This is a genomic window from Shewanella sp. SM55 (genome assembly GCF_025654025.1).
GTDB lineage: Bacteria > Pseudomonadota > Gammaproteobacteria > Enterobacterales > Shewanellaceae > Shewanella > Shewanella oncorhynchi.
The window spans coordinates 63,232-81,288 of sequence record NZ_JAKKRS010000016.1; the positions used below are offsets into that span (position 1 = coordinate 63,232).

General features: G+C 44.5%; 16 protein-coding genes. 7 read left to right on the top strand and 9 right to left on the bottom strand.

All coding sequences use genetic code 11. The annotated features are described in order from the left end of the window. Window positions 1–54 precede the first annotated feature (54 nt). The 4 genes from menD to menE are packed head-to-tail and all read left to right on the top strand — an operon-like array spanning window position 55 to window position 5,099. Window positions 55–1,776, top strand: coding sequence for a 2-succinyl-5-enolpyruvyl-6-hydroxy-3-cyclohexene-1-carboxylic-acid synthase (gene menD / locus L5L91_RS18105; protein WP_263168541.1), 1,722 nt, complete (start codon window positions 55–57; stop codon window positions 1,774–1,776). After that, window positions 1,776–2,564, top strand: coding sequence for a 2-succinyl-6-hydroxy-2,4-cyclohexadiene-1-carboxylate synthase (gene menH / locus L5L91_RS18110; protein WP_263168544.1), 789 nt, complete (start codon window positions 1,776–1,778; stop codon window positions 2,562–2,564). The genes menD and menH overlap by 1 nt, the downstream gene beginning before the upstream one ends. Before the next feature lie 26 nt (window positions 2,565–2,590). Next, on the top strand, window positions 2,591–3,691 hold the full coding sequence (gene menC / locus L5L91_RS18115) for an o-succinylbenzoate synthase (RefSeq protein ID WP_263168545.1): 1,101 nt from the start codon (window positions 2,591–2,593) through the stop codon (window positions 3,689–3,691). Continuing rightward, window positions 3,654–5,099 (top strand): o-succinylbenzoate--CoA ligase, encoded by a 1,446-nt coding sequence (gene menE / locus L5L91_RS18120; protein ID WP_411569328.1) that lies wholly within the window; start codon window positions 3,654–3,656, stop codon window positions 5,097–5,099. Before menC ends, menE begins: the two co-directional genes overlap by 38 nt. A gap of 4 nt (window positions 5,100–5,103) precedes the next feature. Here menE and L5L91_RS18125 read toward each other — a convergent pair whose 3' ends face one another. The 8 genes from L5L91_RS18125 to ftsY all read right to left on the bottom strand — a co-directional run bounded on the left by L5L91_RS18125 (window position 5,104) and on the right by ftsY (window position 15,202). Then, window positions 5,104–5,451: an EAL domain-containing protein gene (locus L5L91_RS18125; protein ID WP_263237355.1), complete on the bottom strand. Its 348-nt coding sequence runs from the start codon at window positions 5,449–5,451 to the stop codon at window positions 5,104–5,106. Then, a complete protein-coding gene (locus L5L91_RS18130) occupies window positions 5,441–7,930 on the bottom strand; it encodes a fimbria/pilus outer membrane usher protein (RefSeq protein WP_263237357.1) in 2,490 nt (829 codons plus the stop codon). The genes L5L91_RS18125 and L5L91_RS18130 overlap by 11 nt, the downstream gene beginning before the upstream one ends. An 11-nt stretch (window positions 7,931–7,941) precedes the next feature. After that, window positions 7,942–8,688 (bottom strand): molecular chaperone, encoded by a 747-nt coding sequence (locus L5L91_RS18135; protein WP_168827246.1) that lies wholly within the window; start codon window positions 8,686–8,688, stop codon window positions 7,942–7,944. Between the two features lie 68 nt (window positions 8,689–8,756). Next, on the bottom strand, window positions 8,757–9,287 hold the full coding sequence (locus L5L91_RS18140; RefSeq protein WP_131524791.1) for a fimbrial protein: 531 nt from the start codon (window positions 9,285–9,287) through the stop codon (window positions 8,757–8,759). A 1,539-nt stretch (window positions 9,288–10,826) separates the two neighbouring features. Continuing rightward, a complete protein-coding gene (gene rpoH / locus L5L91_RS18145; protein ID WP_006079635.1) occupies window positions 10,827–11,684 on the bottom strand; it encodes an RNA polymerase sigma factor RpoH in 858 nt (285 codons plus the stop codon). A 225-nt stretch (window positions 11,685–11,909) separates the two neighbouring features. Further along, window positions 11,910–12,875 (bottom strand): permease-like cell division protein FtsX, encoded by a 966-nt coding sequence (ftsX, locus tag L5L91_RS18150; RefSeq protein WP_113940269.1) that lies wholly within the window; start codon window positions 12,873–12,875, stop codon window positions 11,910–11,912. Then, complete coding sequence (ftsE, locus tag L5L91_RS18155; protein WP_212599516.1) at window positions 12,872–13,588, bottom strand: cell division ATP-binding protein FtsE; 717 nt, start codon at window positions 13,586–13,588, stop codon at window positions 12,872–12,874. The genes ftsX and ftsE overlap by 4 nt, the downstream gene beginning before the upstream one ends. Before the next feature lie 3 nt (window positions 13,589–13,591). Next, on the bottom strand, window positions 13,592–15,202 hold the full coding sequence (gene ftsY / locus L5L91_RS18160; RefSeq protein WP_263196368.1) for a signal recognition particle-docking protein FtsY: 1,611 nt from the start codon (window positions 15,200–15,202) through the stop codon (window positions 13,592–13,594). A gap of 213 nt (window positions 15,203–15,415) precedes the next feature. Between ftsY and rsmD the strand changes: the two genes are divergently transcribed. Next, window positions 15,416–16,084, top strand: a complete 669-nt coding sequence (rsmD, locus tag L5L91_RS18165; protein ID WP_263196370.1) for a 16S rRNA (guanine(966)-N(2))-methyltransferase RsmD — start codon at window positions 15,416–15,418, stop codon at window positions 16,082–16,084. Next, window positions 16,059–16,343 carry a DUF1145 domain-containing protein gene (locus L5L91_RS18170; RefSeq protein WP_173248200.1) on the top strand — a complete coding sequence of 95 codons (285 nt, stop codon included), beginning with the start codon at window positions 16,059–16,061 and terminating at the stop codon, window positions 16,341–16,343. Before rsmD ends, L5L91_RS18170 begins: the two co-directional genes overlap by 26 nt. Window positions 16,344–16,421: 78 nt before the next feature. Here L5L91_RS18170 and L5L91_RS18175 read toward each other — a convergent pair whose 3' ends face one another. Next, on the bottom strand, window positions 16,422–16,985 hold the full coding sequence (locus L5L91_RS18175) for a NapC/NirT family cytochrome c (protein WP_105250630.1): 564 nt from the start codon (window positions 16,983–16,985) through the stop codon (window positions 16,422–16,424). 591 nt (window positions 16,986–17,576) lie between these two features. Between L5L91_RS18175 and L5L91_RS18180 the strand changes: the two genes are divergently transcribed. After that, window positions 17,577–18,014 carry a hypothetical protein gene (locus L5L91_RS18180; RefSeq protein WP_168827238.1) on the top strand — a complete coding sequence of 146 codons (438 nt, stop codon included), beginning with the start codon at window positions 17,577–17,579 and terminating at the stop codon, window positions 18,012–18,014. The last annotated feature ends 43 nt before the right edge of the window (window positions 18,015–18,057 follow it).

The following is an 18,057-nucleotide window of genomic DNA, read 5'->3' on the forward strand; positions in this document are numbered from 1 at the left end:
CTTGGAGCATAAACACGTTACACTAAGCCCATCTTTATCCTAATAGATTCAGCTATGCGGACCGAAAATACAGCCACTCTTAATCTTATTTGGGGCGCCCTTATTCTTGAGGAGTTAGCACGTCTTGGCGTGCAACATGTGTGTATGGCGCCGGGCTCGCGCTCAACACCGCTAACCCTCGCCGCCGCCCAGCAAACTAAACTCCAGCGTCACTTACATTTCGACGAGCGTGGGCTCGGCTTTATGGCCTTAGGTCTAGCCAAAGCCAGCCGCGCACCGGTCGCCATCATTACGACCTCAGGCACAGCAGTCGCCAACTTGTACCCCGCCATTGTGGAGGCGTGGCTGACCCATGTACCTTTAATCGTCTTAAGTGGCGATCGTCCGCCAGAATTACTCGGCTGCGGTGCTAATCAAGCCATAGTCCAACAGGGAATTTTTGCGAATTACGCCACCCAAGTGAATTTGCCAACACCGGATACACATATCGCACCGCAGGCGTTGCTTACCACAGTGGATGAAGCGGTGGCGAATCAAACTCGCCCAGTGCACATCAACTGCATGTACCGTGAGCCCTTGTATCCGAGTGAACTCAGTGGCGCGATTCTCGATGCCGAATCACCTTACCTCAAACCATTGCAAACTTGGCTACAGCTCGCACGTCCGTATACCCAATACGGCAAGAGCAAACAGGTGAGCAGCCCAAGTGACGATGCCATTATGCGGTTCGTCCACGGTAAAGGGGTGATCGTTGTCGGTACTCTCACGCCTGAACAAGATCCACAACAGCTCATTGCCCTATCGCAAAAAATCGGCTGGCCATTACTTACCGATGCCCAGTCGCAACTGCGTCAGCATCCCGCGGCAATAGGTAATATTGATCAACTGTTGCAACATCCAAAGGCGCGCAATCTATTGCAGGAAGCGGATCGTGTACTCGTATTCGGCGGCCGTTTATTATCAAAACGCTTGATAGGTTATCTCGCCGAGCAAAATTGGCACAGCTATTGGCAGGTTTTACCAGAACAAGACAGGCTTGACCCTAGCCACAATGCTAAACACATTTGGCACGCGAATGCACAGCAGTTTGCAGCCTTAAATTGGTATCGCTCATCCTCGGCAAACTGGGCGAATACCCTAATCACCTATAACGATGAATTGCATAACTTATTTGTGCGCAATATCGACCAAGGGGAATTTGGTGAAGCACAAGTTGTGCGCGCCATCGCCAATACTCGTCCGCTAGAACAGCAGCTTTTTATCGGCAACAGCCTGCCTGTACGCTTGTACGACATGTATGCCCCTGTCAGTTGTTGTACGGCAACCACTTATACTAATCGTGGCGCATCGGGTATTGACGGATTACTCGCCACCGCCTGCGGTATTGCGGCCCATGAAGGCAAACCCACGAGTTTAATCATCGGTGATTTATCACAACTGCACGATCTTAACTCGCTGGCCATCGCTAAAGGCTTAACCAGCCCGCTAGTGATCGTGATCCTCAATAACGATGGCGGTAACATCTTCAACTTATTGCCCGTTCCCAATGAACAAGTCCGTAGCGATTATTATCGACTCAGCCACGGTTTAGAATTTGGCTACGCCGCAGCTATGTTTAATTTGCCCTATAATCAAGTGGATAATTTAGCCGATTTTCAAGATAGCTATAATGAAGCGCTGGATTTTCAGGGGGCTTCGATCATTGAAGTCAATGTAAGTCAAACACAAGCCAGCGACCAAATCGCCGAGCTCAACTTGTGGGTGAAACAAAGCTAATGCCAACCATGGCCCGTTACGGTAATTCTTCACTACCGACCTTAGTGCTACTGCATGGATTTTTAGGCACTAAGGCCGACTGGTTGCCGTTAATGCCTGCGCTAAGCCAGCACTTTCACTGTATTTGCTTAGATCTGCCGGGCCATGGGGATAACCAAAGGGAGTTGAAGCCAACCGAATTAGATGGATTTAACCAATGTGTTGAAGATGTGTTGGCACACCTGAATGGCCTTCATATTGGTCAATTCCATCTCTACGGTTATTCTCTCGGTGGTCGTATTGCTCTGCACCTTGCCAAAGCCTATCCAGAAAGACTACTGAGCCTAAACCTCGAATCCTGCCATCCTGGACTTACAGACCCGCAAGAAAAACTTGCCAGAATCAAAAATGATACCCAGTGGGCCGAGCGTTTACTGCATCTGAATAGCAAAGACTTTTTAAGCTTGTGGTATCAGCAGCCCGTATTTGCCGATATGACGGCTACCAAACGAAAAACCTTAATAGAGCATCGTTCTGCAGCATTAGATCTGCATCCTAAACTGCGGCTTAAAGAGGTATTCATAGCCACCTCACTCGCACACCAAGCATCGATGTGGGATGTACCTTTGCAGCTTACCTGTGAGTGCCATTTCTTTGCGGGCAACCAAGATGCTAAGTTCCACGCCCTCGCCCAAGAGTGGCAATTACACGCGCCCATCCTCGTCCATAGTATTCACGGCGCCGGCCACAACATACACCAAGCCGCTCCCGAGGCATTAACCTCAAAAATAGTGAAGTTGCTAGGGTAATGACAGAATTAAAATGTAGGAAATATATGATATTAACTTCGCTTAACCTGTATCAATATCGACTACCGCTCGACGTATTATTGCCCGTCGGCAAGCAACGTATCGATCACAGAGCGGGATTAGTACTACAAGCCAGTGCTAATGTTGGTGGCGAGCATAGACAAGTCGAAGTTGAAATTGCCCCACTCTCTGGCATAGATGTCGATGAACAAGCCTTGATGGGGTTCAGCCGTGAAACACTCACTCAAGTGCAAACGGCTTTGACTGGATTATTACCCCAACTCTGCGGTCAGCATATTGATACATTGCTGGAATGCGCCGAGCAAAGCCCTTACCCTTCTTTGGCCTTTGGTTTAAGTCTGTTACATGCCAAGTTAATGGGCAAACTCGATGCCATCCGTCCACAAACGGCCACAGTCCCTTTGATTTATCATCCAACGGATGCCAGCAAAGACTTGCTCGATAGCAAAATTGCCGCCCTTGGCAGGAATGTTCGCTCGGTTAAAGTCAAAGTCGCGCAAACTTCAATCGAAGATGAACTAAGCCTGATTTATGGCATTTTACGTACCCGCCCCGATCTCAAATTGCGTTTGGATGCGAACCGAGGGTTTACACTTGAGCAAGCAATCGAATTTGCCGCTTGCTTACCCCTAGAGACCATAGAGTACATTGAGGAACCTTGCCTGAATCCTCATGATAATCATGAATTTTATCAAGCAATTGGTATACCCTACGCCCTCGATGAATCGCTCAACGATCCAGAATACCAGTTTGTAATGCAAAATGGTCTGACTGCGCTTGTCATCAAGCCTATGCTGCTCGGCAGTATCGAAAAGCTAGCTAATTTAATCGATACGGCGCAAAGCTATGGCGTACGTTGCATTATCAGTTCGAGTCTAGAGAGCAGTTTAGGCATTAATGATCTGACTCATTTAGCCGCGATTCTCACTTCGGATGAAATCCCTGGGCTCGATACCCTCAGCGCCTTTAGCCAAGATTTAATCATGTCATCGGGTAAAAAATACTGCCTCACACTCGCGCAACTTGAGCCAATTGCACTGCACGCCATTGATTCAATGCAACAAAATGATGATACAGCCAAAAGTGAGGGAAACGAGTTTGTCTAATGCCAGCCTATCAAAACCGCTTGCACTGTCACCCGTGCACCAAGCTGCGCTTGCGTTTCCACAGCAGACAGCCATCAAGTTGGCGGGGCAAGACATTAATTACTCAGAGCTTAGCCAGCGCGTTATCGCACTGACTCAGCAGCTAAGCGCTTCGGGGATCTCAAAGGGGGAACCGCTCGCCTGTATTGCTAGCAATAATCTCGAGATGATTTGTCTCTATTGGGCCTGCATCGATATAGGAGTAATCTTTTTTCCTATCTCGCCCCGTTTCCCCCTCGCGCAGATCCAAGACTTAATTAATGAACATCAGATCCGCTATGTTTGGAGTGCTGAGGTTTGTGAACTACAGAATTGTCATCACTTGCGCTTAAATTTTAATCGCATTAGCAGTGACTTAGCCCAGCCTGTCGACTTTACTCGTCCAGCTAATGTGATTTTAACTTCAGGCTCTAGTGGCTTTCCCAAAGCGGCGGTGCATTGCTTAGCGAATCATATTGCCAATGCCGAAGGTGCCCGCAGCTTAATCCCACTCGAACAAGGTGATGCCTGGCTACTCTCCTTGCCCTTATTCCATATTGGCGGTCTTGCGATATTAAACCGCTGTGCCTTAGTCGGTGCCAGTGTTGTCATACCAGATCAAGCGCTAAGTCTTAGTCAGCAAATTGACCAAGATAAGCTGACCCACCTCTCTTTGGTGCCTGCACAACTGAGTAAGTTATTAGCCGATACAAGTAGTAAACTTAAAAGTATCAAAGCCCTATTGCTGGGCGGCGGCGCAGTCTCGCTAGACTTACTCGCCGAGCTTAAGCAACGCAATATCGCCAGCTATACGAGTTACGGCATGACAGAAATGGGCTCGCAGATCACCACAGGTCCCGCATTAAGCGACGGCAGCAGTGGCAAATTACTCCCCAAGCGTGAGCTTAAAATCGAAAACGGTGTGATTTTGGTGCGAGGCGAATGCCTGTTTATGGGCTATCTCACCGCGGATGGAATACAAAAGTGCGTTGAACAAGACGGCTGGTTTTACACCAAAGACAAGGGCGAATGGGACGAAAATGGTAATCTGCGCATTCATGGCCGCGTCGATAATATGTTTATCTGCGGCGGCGAAAACATCCAGCCAGAAGAAATCGAAGCCGCGCTTAAACAACACCCACAAATAGACGATGCAATCGTTTTCGCCATACCGGATGTACAATTTGGCAATCTCCCAGCCGCCATCATTCGCGGCAGTTTAACCCACCACCCAGAGTCGATTGCAAATACGCTCGAACTGTTCCTTGCCAACAAAATCGCCCGCTTCAAACGTCCAAGACAATATTATTCATGGCCAGAAAATAATGAACAAATAGGACTGAAAGTGAACCGAAAATCCTTGATCCGTGAGCTAACAAAAACAAGTTAGTCCACTAAAACTCAAGGCTAAGCTCCTGTAGTTCTTTAAGCTGTAAACTCGCAGGGAAAAAACGTTGGATAAATGTTTGCTCATCAATAGGACGAGAAAAACAAAAACCCTGTCCAATCGTACAGCCAAGCTGTTGCAACAATACTAATTGGGAATTTGTTTCAATACCTTCTATCACTAACTCCATATTAAGTGCTTGTGATAACGCTATCACGCTGGATATTGCGGCTTGGCACCTAGGCTCAACACTAAGTTCACGCACAAAACAACCATCTAATTTAATTTGTGAGAAAGGCAATTCGCATAAACGTGCCAATGAAGAATGTGCAGCACCAAAATCATCAATCGCCAACGGTCAACTGACCACTCGGTTTAGAAGCTCTGACATAAGCCATACCAGCCTGTCCAACCATGCCCAATACTAGGCCATCTTCGTCCACGACTTCGGCGCCAATAGGAATAACGCCGCCGTTGGCTTGCTGAGTCATGAAGACGACGGCTATCCCGTGTCTAGTCTCGAATTTCATCTTAACGATAGAGCCAGCATAGGGCGCAACTTGCTGTTGTGTCTCGATAAGTTCTGTACCACTTAACATAGATCCTGTATCAAGCGTGACACTATTTGTGCGATAAGGCGTCAAAGATGGGATAATTGCATATCCCAAGTCATCAATCTCAGTACCCCAATTATTGGTCACTTTTGCGCCAGAAGCTCCCTCAGCTTGAACAATCGCAAAAGTATCACTGAGGTTTTGGCTTAATGTTACGCCGCCAGAATGCACCACTGCAGCACCACTCAACCCAGCGCCAACCTGCTGATAAATATCAGAAATCGAATAGTTACCCGATAAAGTCGCTTGGCTAAAACGCTTTTGCGTATTAACGCTGACACTTTCACTCGAACTATCCTGCCGCTGCAGTGAAGCATTCAGGCCATATGTCCAAGTATTATCATCGTCCACAGTGCCTGCGAGTCCTAGATTATACTGTTCATTACCCCTAGATGAGTGACTAAACCCACTGCTAAGCATGTTTGACTGGCGACTACCAAATGGAATGGACACGGTGAGACTCACAAGATCTTCCTTCACCCTATCAGAGGAATAACCGCTCATTTCAGTTAATAGCTGACCACCAAACCCATTCTGTAGCGGAACTTGACTGGTATATTGACGTGAAAAAGTGAGTCCTATATTCACACGACCAATACCCACCGTATAACCGAACTGTAGTTGATCGTCATCATCGCGCCCATCACGGTATTGACGTTTAGAACCACTCAAATACACAAAGCCAAAGTCATCTAAACTCTGATTCACACTTAAACTCATTTCAGACCGCTGACGGTAGGTCTCAGATTCAAAAATATTCCCACTCTCCAATGCCCTCCTCAAACCTAAAACATCATTCAACTCCCGAAATGACTCTGTAGAGTAGTGATATCCAGCAAGTGCCACTGATGTCCCCGAATCGAACGAATGGCTATAATTAAGTCCAACACGCCAGCCATTTTTCCACTCATTTAATGCTGAAGACTGAGAAATACGAGACATTGAATGTACAGCGGTTAACCCTAGAGCCCCCCATTCTGTACCTAATACAGTCCCTAGACTCAAAGCAAAATAATCATCTCCGACACGCCCACCGCTATTTAGCGTCAGCATATTACTCAAACCATATTCAGAAATTAAATCTACAAAGTACCCACCAGACTCTGCTTGATCTACTTCACCAAATGATAACCCGTACTGGAAACTTCCTTCACGCAACGAGCCAGGCACAGCACTGAATGGCACAGTAAAACTAGAGACCTTCCCATCGGCTTCACTAATTTCAACTAACAAATCCCCCTCATAACTTGTGGGAAATAAGTCATTAATAACAAAAGGCCCCGCCGCTACTGTGGTTTGATAAATACTCACACCATTTTGCTTAATCACTACGCTGGCGGTTGAGTTAGCGAGTCCTCTGACGACAGGTGCATAACCACGCTGGGATTCTGGTAACATACGATTATCAGTCAGCAACTGTACGCCAGTAAAAGCTAAACTACCGAAAATATTTCCTCGAGTGTAGGCATCACCAAGCAAGAGTTCGCTCTGCATATCCGGCAAGGCTCTGGTGATATAAGTTCTAATAGAATTAAAACTTTCTTGAGTATTTTGGGCAACATCCTTGTACTGATAACTCGATTGATTTCTCAGGCGCCATAATCCTAAATTGACACCTGAATTAAGGCCCGTATAAATGGCACGCATATCGCTACCAGCACTGCGGCTATTAGTTTGATAGTAGTTACTGTTGTAACTGATAAATCCAGCATTCTCTCCCTCACTCCAAGATGAAGGATCAACATAGCCACGCGGAATCTGCCGTAAATAAGCTTGTGGGATCGCAATCTCTAATCTTAATTTCTCGGCATCAAATTGCGTCGATACCCCCTTGACCACAGTATCAGGGGCCGCACATTCAGCCTGCAATAATGCATCTTCGTTTATGTATATTGCAGTTACATTCGACTTGTTCCAGAAATTAAGGTCGAGACAAGGCACAACTCCTCGGGAGCCAACCTTAACAAAATTAATAATTTCCCTATTTAAGTAAGTACCATTTATATAGATATCAACTTGGTATTGACCTGGAATAGTTTCTGCAGTCGAGTTAAAGCGAGAAAGATAACTATCGCCATAACCACCACCAAGTAATAGGCTGTCATCAAATGTGAAATCCTGTAAGTCATCGGCCCTCAACGATGAAGACATGCAAAAGATCACACCAATCAATAGCAGCAAAGAGTAAATTTGGCTCATCAAACGCATGGATTTTTTCATAACCAATCTTATCAATGGTGTTCAGATGCAATGACATATTCACTTTTTACAAATCCGCCGTAATCATTTACTAAAGTGAATTCAATCGTCATTGGATATGTGATGACAAACTGCTGATTCTGAATGTCTATCAACTGATTAGACTTAGGTTCAAGCATAGTAATAGGGATGATTAGCTCTTGTTTTCCCGACTTAATTTTTGCCTCAACAAAAGAGGCAAAAAAAGCCGCATTATTTTTCACATCAAGGTGAATTCCAGCATCAGCATACTGAACATCAAAGGCAATCTCTTTTGCTACATCATCTGGATTAGATTCAATCTCTACAGGCCGATAAAATATTTTCACTCTATTTTTGAGCATCACTAGCATCTGATTTTCACCAGCATTTTCTTTCGATAATGGAGGTATCTGTAGAAAATTAAGATAAAACACACTCTCACGGTCTTTTGGCAGCTCACCGCCGCTATAAATTAAGCGAATTAACTGCCCTCGCTTAGGCTCTATTCTAAAAATAGCGGGTAAGGCCAAAAATGGGCCATCAGCATACTCAGGTGCCGACTCTGGGTTATTAATATCAGTCCAGACCTGAACAACATTTGGAAAAGCATCGTTATTTGTTAACTGAACACTGCGCTCTTTAGCATCACTAGGATAAATGACTCGCGTATTGGTCATGACCACACTCGCATTAACTGAAAAACCGATCATGAGTAGAGTCAAAAATATTAAACGAAGAAGTAAGCTAGAAAAAATCATAGAAGCCCCAAAAAGCAGCAGCGCTCACCCATAGGCTGGGTGAGCGAATAATCATAATTTATCGTATATTAAAGATAAGAAACTGCATATTGGACAGAGCTAATCACACGACCTGCTGTTGCACTACCAGTTTCAGAAATATACTGCACAGCAAAATCATGGGAGGCAGAGTCTGCACCTGCAGCAACATTTAATCCATCAACAGCACTTCCTGCTGTTAAATTGATACTCGTTCCACCAACTGAATCAAGAAGCTGTAATGCTACATTCGTTGCCGTACCAGTATTGCCTAAGTTACCTGCGGTTGTGATATTGTTACCCAAAAATACGGTTTTAATAGGTAAAGCTTGCGTTGCATTGACAGTACAACCACTGACTGAAATGGTAAAAGGTGTTTCACCAGCAACTGAGCCTGCAGTGGCAAGTTGAGCCGTAGAAACTGTTGGTAGCAAGACACTGGGATTAGCCGCATTTCCGTTAATCGCCACTTCACAAGTTTGGTCCGATACTTCACCCAAAAAAGTAATAGTATTATTCGCTTGAACACTAGTACCAAACAATGCACCTAAAACTAAAATAGATAGCGTTAATTTTTTCATCAGACATCCTACTGTTGTTACTATACGGAAATATTAAGGTTATGGCTCATCGAAGCTGAGCACACAATAGCAACAACACTAACAATTACATATAGGACTAGACTTGCGATCTTGTAGGAAATTTCTGACAATAAATATACTAAAGATAAAAATTAAAAAGCGATTTCAAAAAATGAAATCGCCATTATTAATGGCAAAATTGTGAATCAATTATAATGAAGAGCAAGAATAACTTCATTCTCATTTTTTCGGCTAAAAACTAGATTATTAATTTGTTTGAACTGAGTTGATATAACAAGTATTTTGTCGCTATCTATAGAATTTGCATACACTTGGGGAGTTATAGTCTGAGAGATAAATTGATTGAGATTCTGGTCATAACAAGAAATGGTAGATAGATCGGAGTAGCAACTTGGTTCTGCTATCTCACCTTGAAAAGAAAGAGTTTTAAACTCAGTTTTTGCTATCACGTTACAGCTTATCACCGCGCTCAACATGACTGTAGTTACGCCGAATAACGATACCTTTAACATCTCATCACCCATTTCGATTTGTAGGACACCTCCTAACTATCGACCAAGAATGGATGTTCTGAAGTATATTTACTGGCAATAAATGTACTTATTAATAGATTAAAAATTTATAACTAACTAATCACACTTATCTAGCTTAAAACACTACTCATTCATATAAAAATGTCATGGCAAGAATAAGCATTTAAAAAAAACAGTAGTCAGCACAGGTTTGGTTAAGATCAACCGCTATACTATTCTTCCACTGCGCATAGAAGATTGTTGATACATTACGGGGCAGCAACCATCGCACTTGGCTATCGTCTTGAAAATAATGAATGTTATTTTTTTTTAAGCAACTCAATTAAAACTCTCGTCTCAAATTGGCATAGAATGACCTCAGCTCCCAATACATAACTAAGCTTTAAGTCCTCGCGTTCAAAAGCGATACCCTTGCAAACTAACCAAAACAAGCTCTGCTGACATACTTCGACGCCCCCATTGACACGAAATGCAGTACCCCAACCAGATTCTGATGATAGGGCTAACTTAGTGATCATTGAGAACATAACTTCCCACCTTTGTAAGCATTAAAAAAAACGCATAATGAGTATCTATCGTAAATTGGCGGGTATCCCTTCTAACTTAAATGCTTTCCTTGGTACATAATCCATCGCTACCCGACCAAATCTTCCGTGCTCAATATCCATATCAACTTTGCTTAAGGCGATACTCAAAATGCGGAGGAACAAACCGTTCGATAATAAGCATCGAAAATAACTTTCGAATTGAGGCTCAAAAGTTAGCGATATATTAACTATTTATAACGGCTCTAAATGTAGGATAAATCCGATGTCTCGTGGTGAAATCAGCCATAGTCGCGTACGTTTCAATACGATTGAGTTGTATATCTGTAGCGAAATTCACTTTAAATGGCGCGATTAAATCTATTCTTTCTCCCATAAAAAAACCTGCCGCAGCAGGTTTTTTTATGGCTAAGTTAAAATCACTTTACACGTGACGCAACTTAGGCTTCCATACAAGCTTTTAGCTTGTTCATGGCATTTTTCTCAAGTTGGCGAATACGTTCGGCCGACACTTGATAAGTCTCTGCAAGTTCTTGCAGTGTGGTTTTATCGTCATCTAACCAACGAGCGCGCAGAATATGCTGGCTACGTTCATCTAAGGTTTTGATGGCCGATAATAAACGACCTTGAGCATTGGATTCCCAGTTGTCGTTTTCAATATTTTCCGCTAAATCCGATGAATGATCTTCCAAATAATGGACGGGGGCAAAATCATGCTCCTCGTCTTGATCATTGGTTAAATCAAATGCCGGATCTTGCGCTGCCATACGTGATTCCATTTCGGTCACATCGGCCTTAGACACACCTAAATTTTCAGCCACCATAGTGACTTCTGCATCGCTGAACCAACCTAAGCGTTTTTTCGCTTTACGGATATTAAAGAACAACTTACGTTGTGCTTTAGTGGTCGCGACTTTAACAATGCGCCAGTTTTTCAGCACATATTCATGAATTTCAGCTTTGATCCAGTGCACAGCAAAAGACACAAGACGCACGCCAACATCGGGATCGAAGCGTTTAACCGCTTTCATCAAGCCTATGTTGCCTTCTTGGATCAGGTCTGCCTGTGGCAAACCATAGCCTGAATAGCCTTTAGCAACGTGCACTACAAAACGTAAGTGCGACATAATCAGTTGCTTCGCAGCTTGTAGATCACCAGTTTCCTGTAAACGCTTGGCTAACTCATACTCAGCCTCAGCGTCCAGCATGCTGATGCTAGTCACTGAATGGATATAAGCTTCTAGACTACTGGCGCCCTGTGGGACTGTCAGTGCCATTGATTGCGTTTGAAAGGTCATTCGCTCTCCTACATTTATCAGACTACTTAACGAGTGCATTCTTAGGTTCAACAACAAAATACCCTAAGAATAAGCTCACGAACTATCGGCTAATTGACAGAGTATGTCAACCTCAGCTCGTTTGCAGATACCCTTTTTACCTCGCTGAAGTAGACATTGCAAGTGAACAAAAGTTCATTCCTCAGCATTTTTTTCGTCACTTTTTTTAGTTTAATCGACTGATTATTATGAAGGTTCAATCGACCGTAAATGCTGACGTACAGACAAATACGAACCTAACCAACCTAAAAATGAGGCAAGTCCAACCAATTGCAGCAGTTCAATAAAAGTGAGTGATTTCATTTCAAGCTGACTGCCATACAAGCCTAAAAGCTCGGCAAGGGCGGAATCGAGATACCACACTAATAAGTTGATGATAAGCCAAGCCAATATGCCACCAATGACTCCGTACCAAATCCCTGTGTAGAGAAATGGGCGCTGAATAAAGGCTTCAGTTGCTCCGACTAGCTTCATCACTTCAATTTCGCTGCGCCGATTCATAATCGCTAAGCGAATCGTATTACCTATCACTAAGACCACTGCCAGCACAAGTAATGCAGCAATCGCCATCACAGTACGTTCGAGTAGACGCACTACCGCCTGTAACCGTTCTAACCATTCGATATCTAAACGGCCAAAGCTAATCTCAGGCTCGCGCTCTAGTTTAGTTAAGAGTTCACGGGCGCCCACTGGTGTTGAGTAACGCGGCGTAGGCGTAACGGTAATGACCGCGGGCAAAGGATTTTTATCTAAATAGGCCAAGGCCTCACCAAACCCAGATAAGCGTTGGAATTCTTCTAGCGCTTGATTTTTATCTATGTATTGCACTTTATCCACTTCGGGATATGTCCGAATGCGCGTCAGCAGGCTCTGAATCGTTTGTTCACTACGATTATCGTCGATAAACAAGGAGATCTCTGCCGCGCTGTTCCAGGAACTGGTAATGGTCTCGGCATTTTTAACTAACACTTGCAATGCTGCAGGCAAACTTAGGCTCACACCTAAGACAGCCATGGTCATCACAGAGGATATTGGGTTGCGCCAGAGCTCTCCCATGCTAGCCATTGCTTGCTGCGCATGGCGAATAAAAAACATCACAATCCGACCAGACAGAGGCAGCTTGCTGCGAGTTAATTTTGCGCTATCGCTCATTGCCCTTCGCCTCTATTCGTCGATGCACTGCGAGTGTGCACATTAGGATGCAACTCTTGTGCACCTAACATACGGCCCTGTTTGAGGGTAAAAGTGCGATATTTCATTCGTGCGATAAGACCTAAATCATGGGTGGCGATTAATACGCTGGTTCCCGCATCATTAAAGGTTTCAAACAGACGCAAAATATCCATAGATAATTTAGGATCTAAGTTACCCGTAGGCTCATCGGCGAGCAGTAAAGGCGGTTTATTCACAATCGCACGGGCAATGCCAACACGTTGCTGCTCACCGCCGGACAACATAATCGGGTTATGCCGCTCCTTGCCATATAAACCCACCATGTCGAGGGCACCCGCAACACGCTTACGGATTTCGCCATGGGAGAATCCCTCAATCACCAGTGGTAAAGCCACATTGTCGAACACACTTCGGTCCATCAATAGGTGATGGTTCTGGAAAATCATCCCGATATTGCGGCGCAAATAAGGCACATGTTTAGGGCTAACTTTGGCGATATCGTGACCGTTAATCGCGACGCGCCCCGTTGTTGCCCGCTCGATTACCGTGATTAATTTCAACAGCGTACTTTTACCCGCCCCCGAGTGGCCGGTTAAAAATGCCATTTCACCTTGCTGTAGATGAAAATTCACATCCTCCAGCGCCATTTGGCCGCCAGGATAAATCTTACTGACCTGCTGAAAATCAATCATAAATTAGCTATCCGCTTTTTCTTGAGTGAACAAGGCATCGATAAATTCTTTCGAATTAAAAGTACGCAAATCATCAATTTGCTCACCCACGCCTATGTAACGGATCGGAATATTAAACTTGTCGGCAATCGCAAAGACCACGCCGCCCTTAGCCGTTCCGTCTAACTTACTGATGGTAATACCCGTTACACCTACGGCTTCTTGGAATAATTGCGCTTGGCTAATAGCATTTTGTCCTGTGCTCGCATCTAGTGTCAGCATGACCTCATGTGGCGTATCTGGGTCGAGTTTCTTCATCACTCGAACGACTTTCTTCAATTCTTCCATCAAGTGCGCTTTATTCTGTAAACGACCAGCAGTGTCGGCAATCAATACATCCACTTTACGCGCCTTGGCCGCTTGCAAAGCATCGAACAACACAGAGGCACTATCGGCACCAGTATGCTGGGCAATCACGGTAATATCATTACGTTGACCCCAAACCTGTAGCTGCTCAACCGCTGCAGCGCGGAAAGTATCGCCCGCGGCTAACATCACTGACTTACCTTGGCTCTGATATTGTTTAGCTAATTTGCCAATAGTGGTGGTTTTACCCACGCCATTAACGCCAACCATTAAGATAACAAATGGGCCATTAGCATTGTCTGGTACTAACGGGATAGCGACAGGATCGAGTGTTTTTTGCAACTCATCCCGCAGTAATTCATATAAAGCTTCGGCATCTTTAAGCTGCTTACGTGAGGCATGCTCTGTCAAATTCTTGATTAATCGCGTAGTGGTTTCGACACCAACGTCGGCGATTAATAATTGTTCTTCGAGTTCTTCAAACAGATCATCATCGATTTTCTTGCCGCGAAAAAGGCCGATAAAACCACTGCCGATATTCTCACTGGTGCGCATTAAGCCACGTTTCAGTCGAGCAAAGAGCCCTTCCTTAACGGGTCGAGCCTGCGGCTCAGGTTGTAATTCAGCAACTGCTACAACAGCTTGCTCAGTTTCAGCTTGTTGCTGGACTAAAGCCTCTGCTTGCTCACGTGCTAGTGCTTCGCCAGCAAGTTGTTCTGCCGCTAAGGCTTCAGCAGCATGCTGTTCGGCGGCCAAGCGGGCAAGTTCAGCTTGTTCCGCTGCGAGTAATTCTGCTTCTAGCTGAGCGGCAACTACACGCGCCGCCTCTGCTTGAGCTAATTGCTCTGCGGCGGCTTGCTCAACTGCTAACTGCTGTTCTGCCAATTGTTCTGCAATGAGTTGCTCTGCTTCTAACTGTGCTTCGGCTAACTTCTCTGCAGCATGCTTTTGTGCACTAAGTTGTTCAGCAGCCAAACGTGTCGCTTCAGCTTGCTGATTAGCAAAATGCAACGATTCAATTCGGGCATGCTCAAGGGCGAATTGCTCGGCTTCGGCTTTTGCCTGTGTTTGTTCGGCCGCTAACTGTTCTGCTGCCTGTTTTTCAACATGAGCTTCGGCCTCGATGACCCCTTGTGTCTCTACTTGTTCCTGCGCGACACGCTGTGCTGCATCAGTATCTTGTGTTGGAGTAACAACTGGCGTTTCAGCGACGACCTCATCTTGTGACTTATCTTTACGAAACCAAGAGAAAAAACCTTTCTTTGCCATGTGTGATTCCAGCGCTCTACTTCAGTATTGAATTTTGAATAAGACCCTGATGTTATACCAGATTGCCTCGGCAATTACGCCCAAAAAGTCGGCAATTAGCTAAGCTCAGTTAGCCTTCTCACCTTTTAGTGAGACTTTGATATAAAATAACGGCCTTTATTAAGGTGGCACAGTCTACCACTTTCTTTCTTCAGGCAAAATCACGGGGGCACTTTGGTTAATCATCGAACGGTCAAAAATAATGTGACCAAGGGTCAAACAGCCAAAAATAAACCCGGCAGTGGACAAGTGCGGATCATCGCAGGCCAATGGCGCTCGCGTCGTCTACCTATCCAAGATCTCGAAGGTTTACGCCCAACGACAGACAGGGTTCGCGAAACACTCTTTAACTGGCTGGCTAATGATTTAGTCAATGCACGTGTACTCGACTGTTTTGGCGGTAGTGGCGCTTTAGCTCTCGAAGCCTTGTCCCGCTATGCCAGTTTCGCCAAAATTATCGAGTTGCAACGCGGCGCAGCCATGCAATTAAAAGAAAATCTGCAAACCCTTAAATGCGATAAGGCCGAAGTGCTCAATGCTGATACGTTAGTGGTACTGCAAAGGGGCTGCGAGCAAGGTTTCGATGTGGTGTTTATCGATCCACCCTTTCGTAAGGGATTGGCAGAAAAGACGATTCAACTGCTAGATACTCAAGGCTGGCTCAATGATGGTGCGCTGATTTATGTCGAAATCGAGTCTGAATTGCCGCAACTTGCTATCCCTTCTCGCTGGCACGCCTTAAAAGAAAAGAATGCAGGGCAAGTGAGCTACCGTTTATATCAATATCACTCAGAAACCACTGTTGAGCCCATCGAAGATGAAAACCATGCCCTTATTAATTAACTTAGGTAAAGCCATCACTCTGATTGCATGGTTGATGATGGCCTACAACTTAGTCATCCCCTTTGAAGGCAATGTGGCGATTACTTTAAATATCCTGTTTGCCATTACCTGCATGATGCATTGCTTCCAAGTCGCGATTTTCCACATGCTGTTTAAGACCTTGCTACCATTAACGCAACAAGATTATCTACAAGTGTTTATCTTCGGAATTTTCAGCCTGTTAGCTTATCGGCAACGAGTGATGACTCAAGCGAATTAACCGAGCACACAGACAGCAAAAAGCCCTCTATTGAGGGCTTTTTAATGGCTATTAATTAAGAAACTTAATCGCTAAACCTTATCCTTTTGGATATGGGTGTGCTACGCCTTTATGGCAGTCAACACAGGTCTTTCTCGCGTCAGGTTCTTTCTTGAAGTTATTTGAGTGCATTCTTACAGCCATTTTACTCATAGTTTCTGGCTGATTCTCGTAAATACGAGTGTGGCAATGCTGACAGTTAGCAGAATCGTTCGCACGGAAATAGTTCAGCGCTTTATCCGCTTGTTCTTTACGATTTTCATCTAACCAAGCTTGAGTGTTAAAGCCATCAATTGTCATGAAACCATATAAATCTTTAGATACGATGATTTTTTTGATCAAATAATCGACTGGACCATGGGGTAAGTGACAGTCTTGACACTGAACCGTAATCCCTGCTTTGCCGCCGCCATGGGCAGAAGCCAACACTTCATCCTTCAGCGAATGATTGCTATGGCAAGACATACAGAACTCATCTGTACTGGTCGCGTGTAATGTTTGTTGAGTGGTAAAGTATCCCACAACACCCACTACAATACCGACGACCAGTAGCGCCAGGATTGAATATTTCGCGCTAGGTTTAAATAGTGCACGCCAGTTCATCACTCTATCTCCAAAATTGTCAAAATTAGTTTTTATAAGACTAGTTTATGCTCTTTCATTTATTAGAAATTTGATTTTAAGCCGAAATTTGCTGATTAAATTAACCTTAAAAGCGCAAAATGAGACTTAGCTCTAACTATTTGGACGTCATTTGGTAAAAACCGCTAGCTGAACTGTGATGCACTTTAACTAAAGCTAATGCAATCACCCGATAATCGCAAGTTACCGATTTTTTATAGTTAGGCTCCCCCTTGATAATCTAGAACTAGAAATTTATTTTCTAGAAAACAGAAATGTGATCTCGTCAATGTTTATTGCACCTTGAGAGTGAAGCAGAAATAAATGGTAAAACGCAGGTAAGCCGAATAATACTGTTCGAAATGAAACTTTCTACGATCAATTTGAGTCTCTTAGAATACGCAGTCATATTCATGATAAGCCCGTTGAAGACAAAACTTCGAGTCAGAAATTCTATTTGCTAATTTAGATTAATTAGATATTTAAATTGAGGCGTTAACTGAAGTGTGAGTTAAATCATTACAGCTAAACATCGCTATGCTAGAATCGAGCCGTTCATCATTTGGAAGACTTATGCATCACACACTCGGTCGTTATTTTTTAGTCATATTCACTCTACTCGCACTCGTCGGGCAAAGTGTCGTGTCTAATGGTCACGCCATGGTGCCACACACTATGGATATGAGTGCGATGAATCATGAGGTTTCCTCCCAAATGCACCATGCTACAATGATGCAGATGGACACGGAGAACAGTTCTGACTCACATTCAATGGCCAACGCGGATTGCTGCAACGATAAAATGCTTCCCGGCGCGAAACAGCATTGCTGTGATGGCACCACATCATGTTCAAATGATTGTGGTCATTGTTTGACGATTTCAGTCGCTGGCACTCTATTTAGCCCACACCTCTGGCCAAGTGTGAGCATGAGCGATACTGCAATGGCCACTCCTATGCCTCATTTCCACTCTATCTCTTTGTCTTCGGCCTTTAAACCACCGATAGCCTAGCTCTACTTTGTGCTTATTGGGCAAATAAACCCTTAAAAAAGCC

Bases quoted from the DNA above. Each gene is read 5' to 3' on its own strand.
- menC (WP_263168545.1), top strand. From the start codon at position 2,591: ATGATATTAACTTCGCTTAACCTGTATCAATATCGACTACCGCTCGAC.
- L5L91_RS18135 (WP_168827246.1), bottom strand. From the start codon at position 8,688: ATGATTTTTTCTAGCTTACTTCTTCGTTTAATATTTTTGACTCTACTC.
- rpoH (WP_006079635.1), bottom strand. From the start codon at position 11,684: ATGACCTTTCAAACGCAATCAATGGCACTGACAGTCCCACAGGGCGCC.
- menD (WP_263168541.1), top strand. From the start codon at position 55: ATGCGGACCGAAAATACAGCCACTCTTAATCTTATTTGGGGCGCCCTT.
- ftsY (WP_263196368.1), bottom strand. From the start codon at position 15,202: ATGGCAAAGAAAGGTTTTTTCTCTTGGTTTCGTAAAGATAAGTCACAA.
- L5L91_RS18130 (WP_263237357.1), bottom strand. From the start codon at position 7,930: ATGAAAAAATCCATGCGTTTGATGAGCCAAATTTACTCTTTGCTGCTA.
- menE (WP_411569328.1), top strand. From the start codon at position 3,654: ATGATACAGCCAAAAGTGAGGGAAACGAGTTTGTCTAATGCCAGCCTA.
- L5L91_RS18170 (WP_173248200.1), top strand. From the start codon at position 16,059: ATGAAAACCATGCCCTTATTAATTAACTTAGGTAAAGCCATCACTCTG.
- ftsX (WP_113940269.1), bottom strand. From the start codon at position 12,875: ATGAGCGATAGCGCAAAATTAACTCGCAGCAAGCTGCCTCTGTCTGGT.
- L5L91_RS18175 (WP_105250630.1), bottom strand. From the start codon at position 16,985: ATGAACTGGCGTGCACTATTTAAACCTAGCGCGAAATATTCAATCCTG.
- L5L91_RS18140 (WP_131524791.1), bottom strand. From the start codon at position 9,287: ATGAAAAAATTAACGCTATCTATTTTAGTTTTAGGTGCATTGTTTGGT.
- ftsE (WP_212599516.1), bottom strand. From the start codon at position 13,588: ATGATTGATTTTCAGCAGGTCAGTAAGATTTATCCTGGCGGCCAAATG.
- L5L91_RS18180 (WP_168827238.1), top strand. From the start codon at position 17,577: ATGCATCACACACTCGGTCGTTATTTTTTAGTCATATTCACTCTACTC.
- menH (WP_263168544.1), top strand. From the start codon at position 1,776: ATGCCAACCATGGCCCGTTACGGTAATTCTTCACTACCGACCTTAGTG.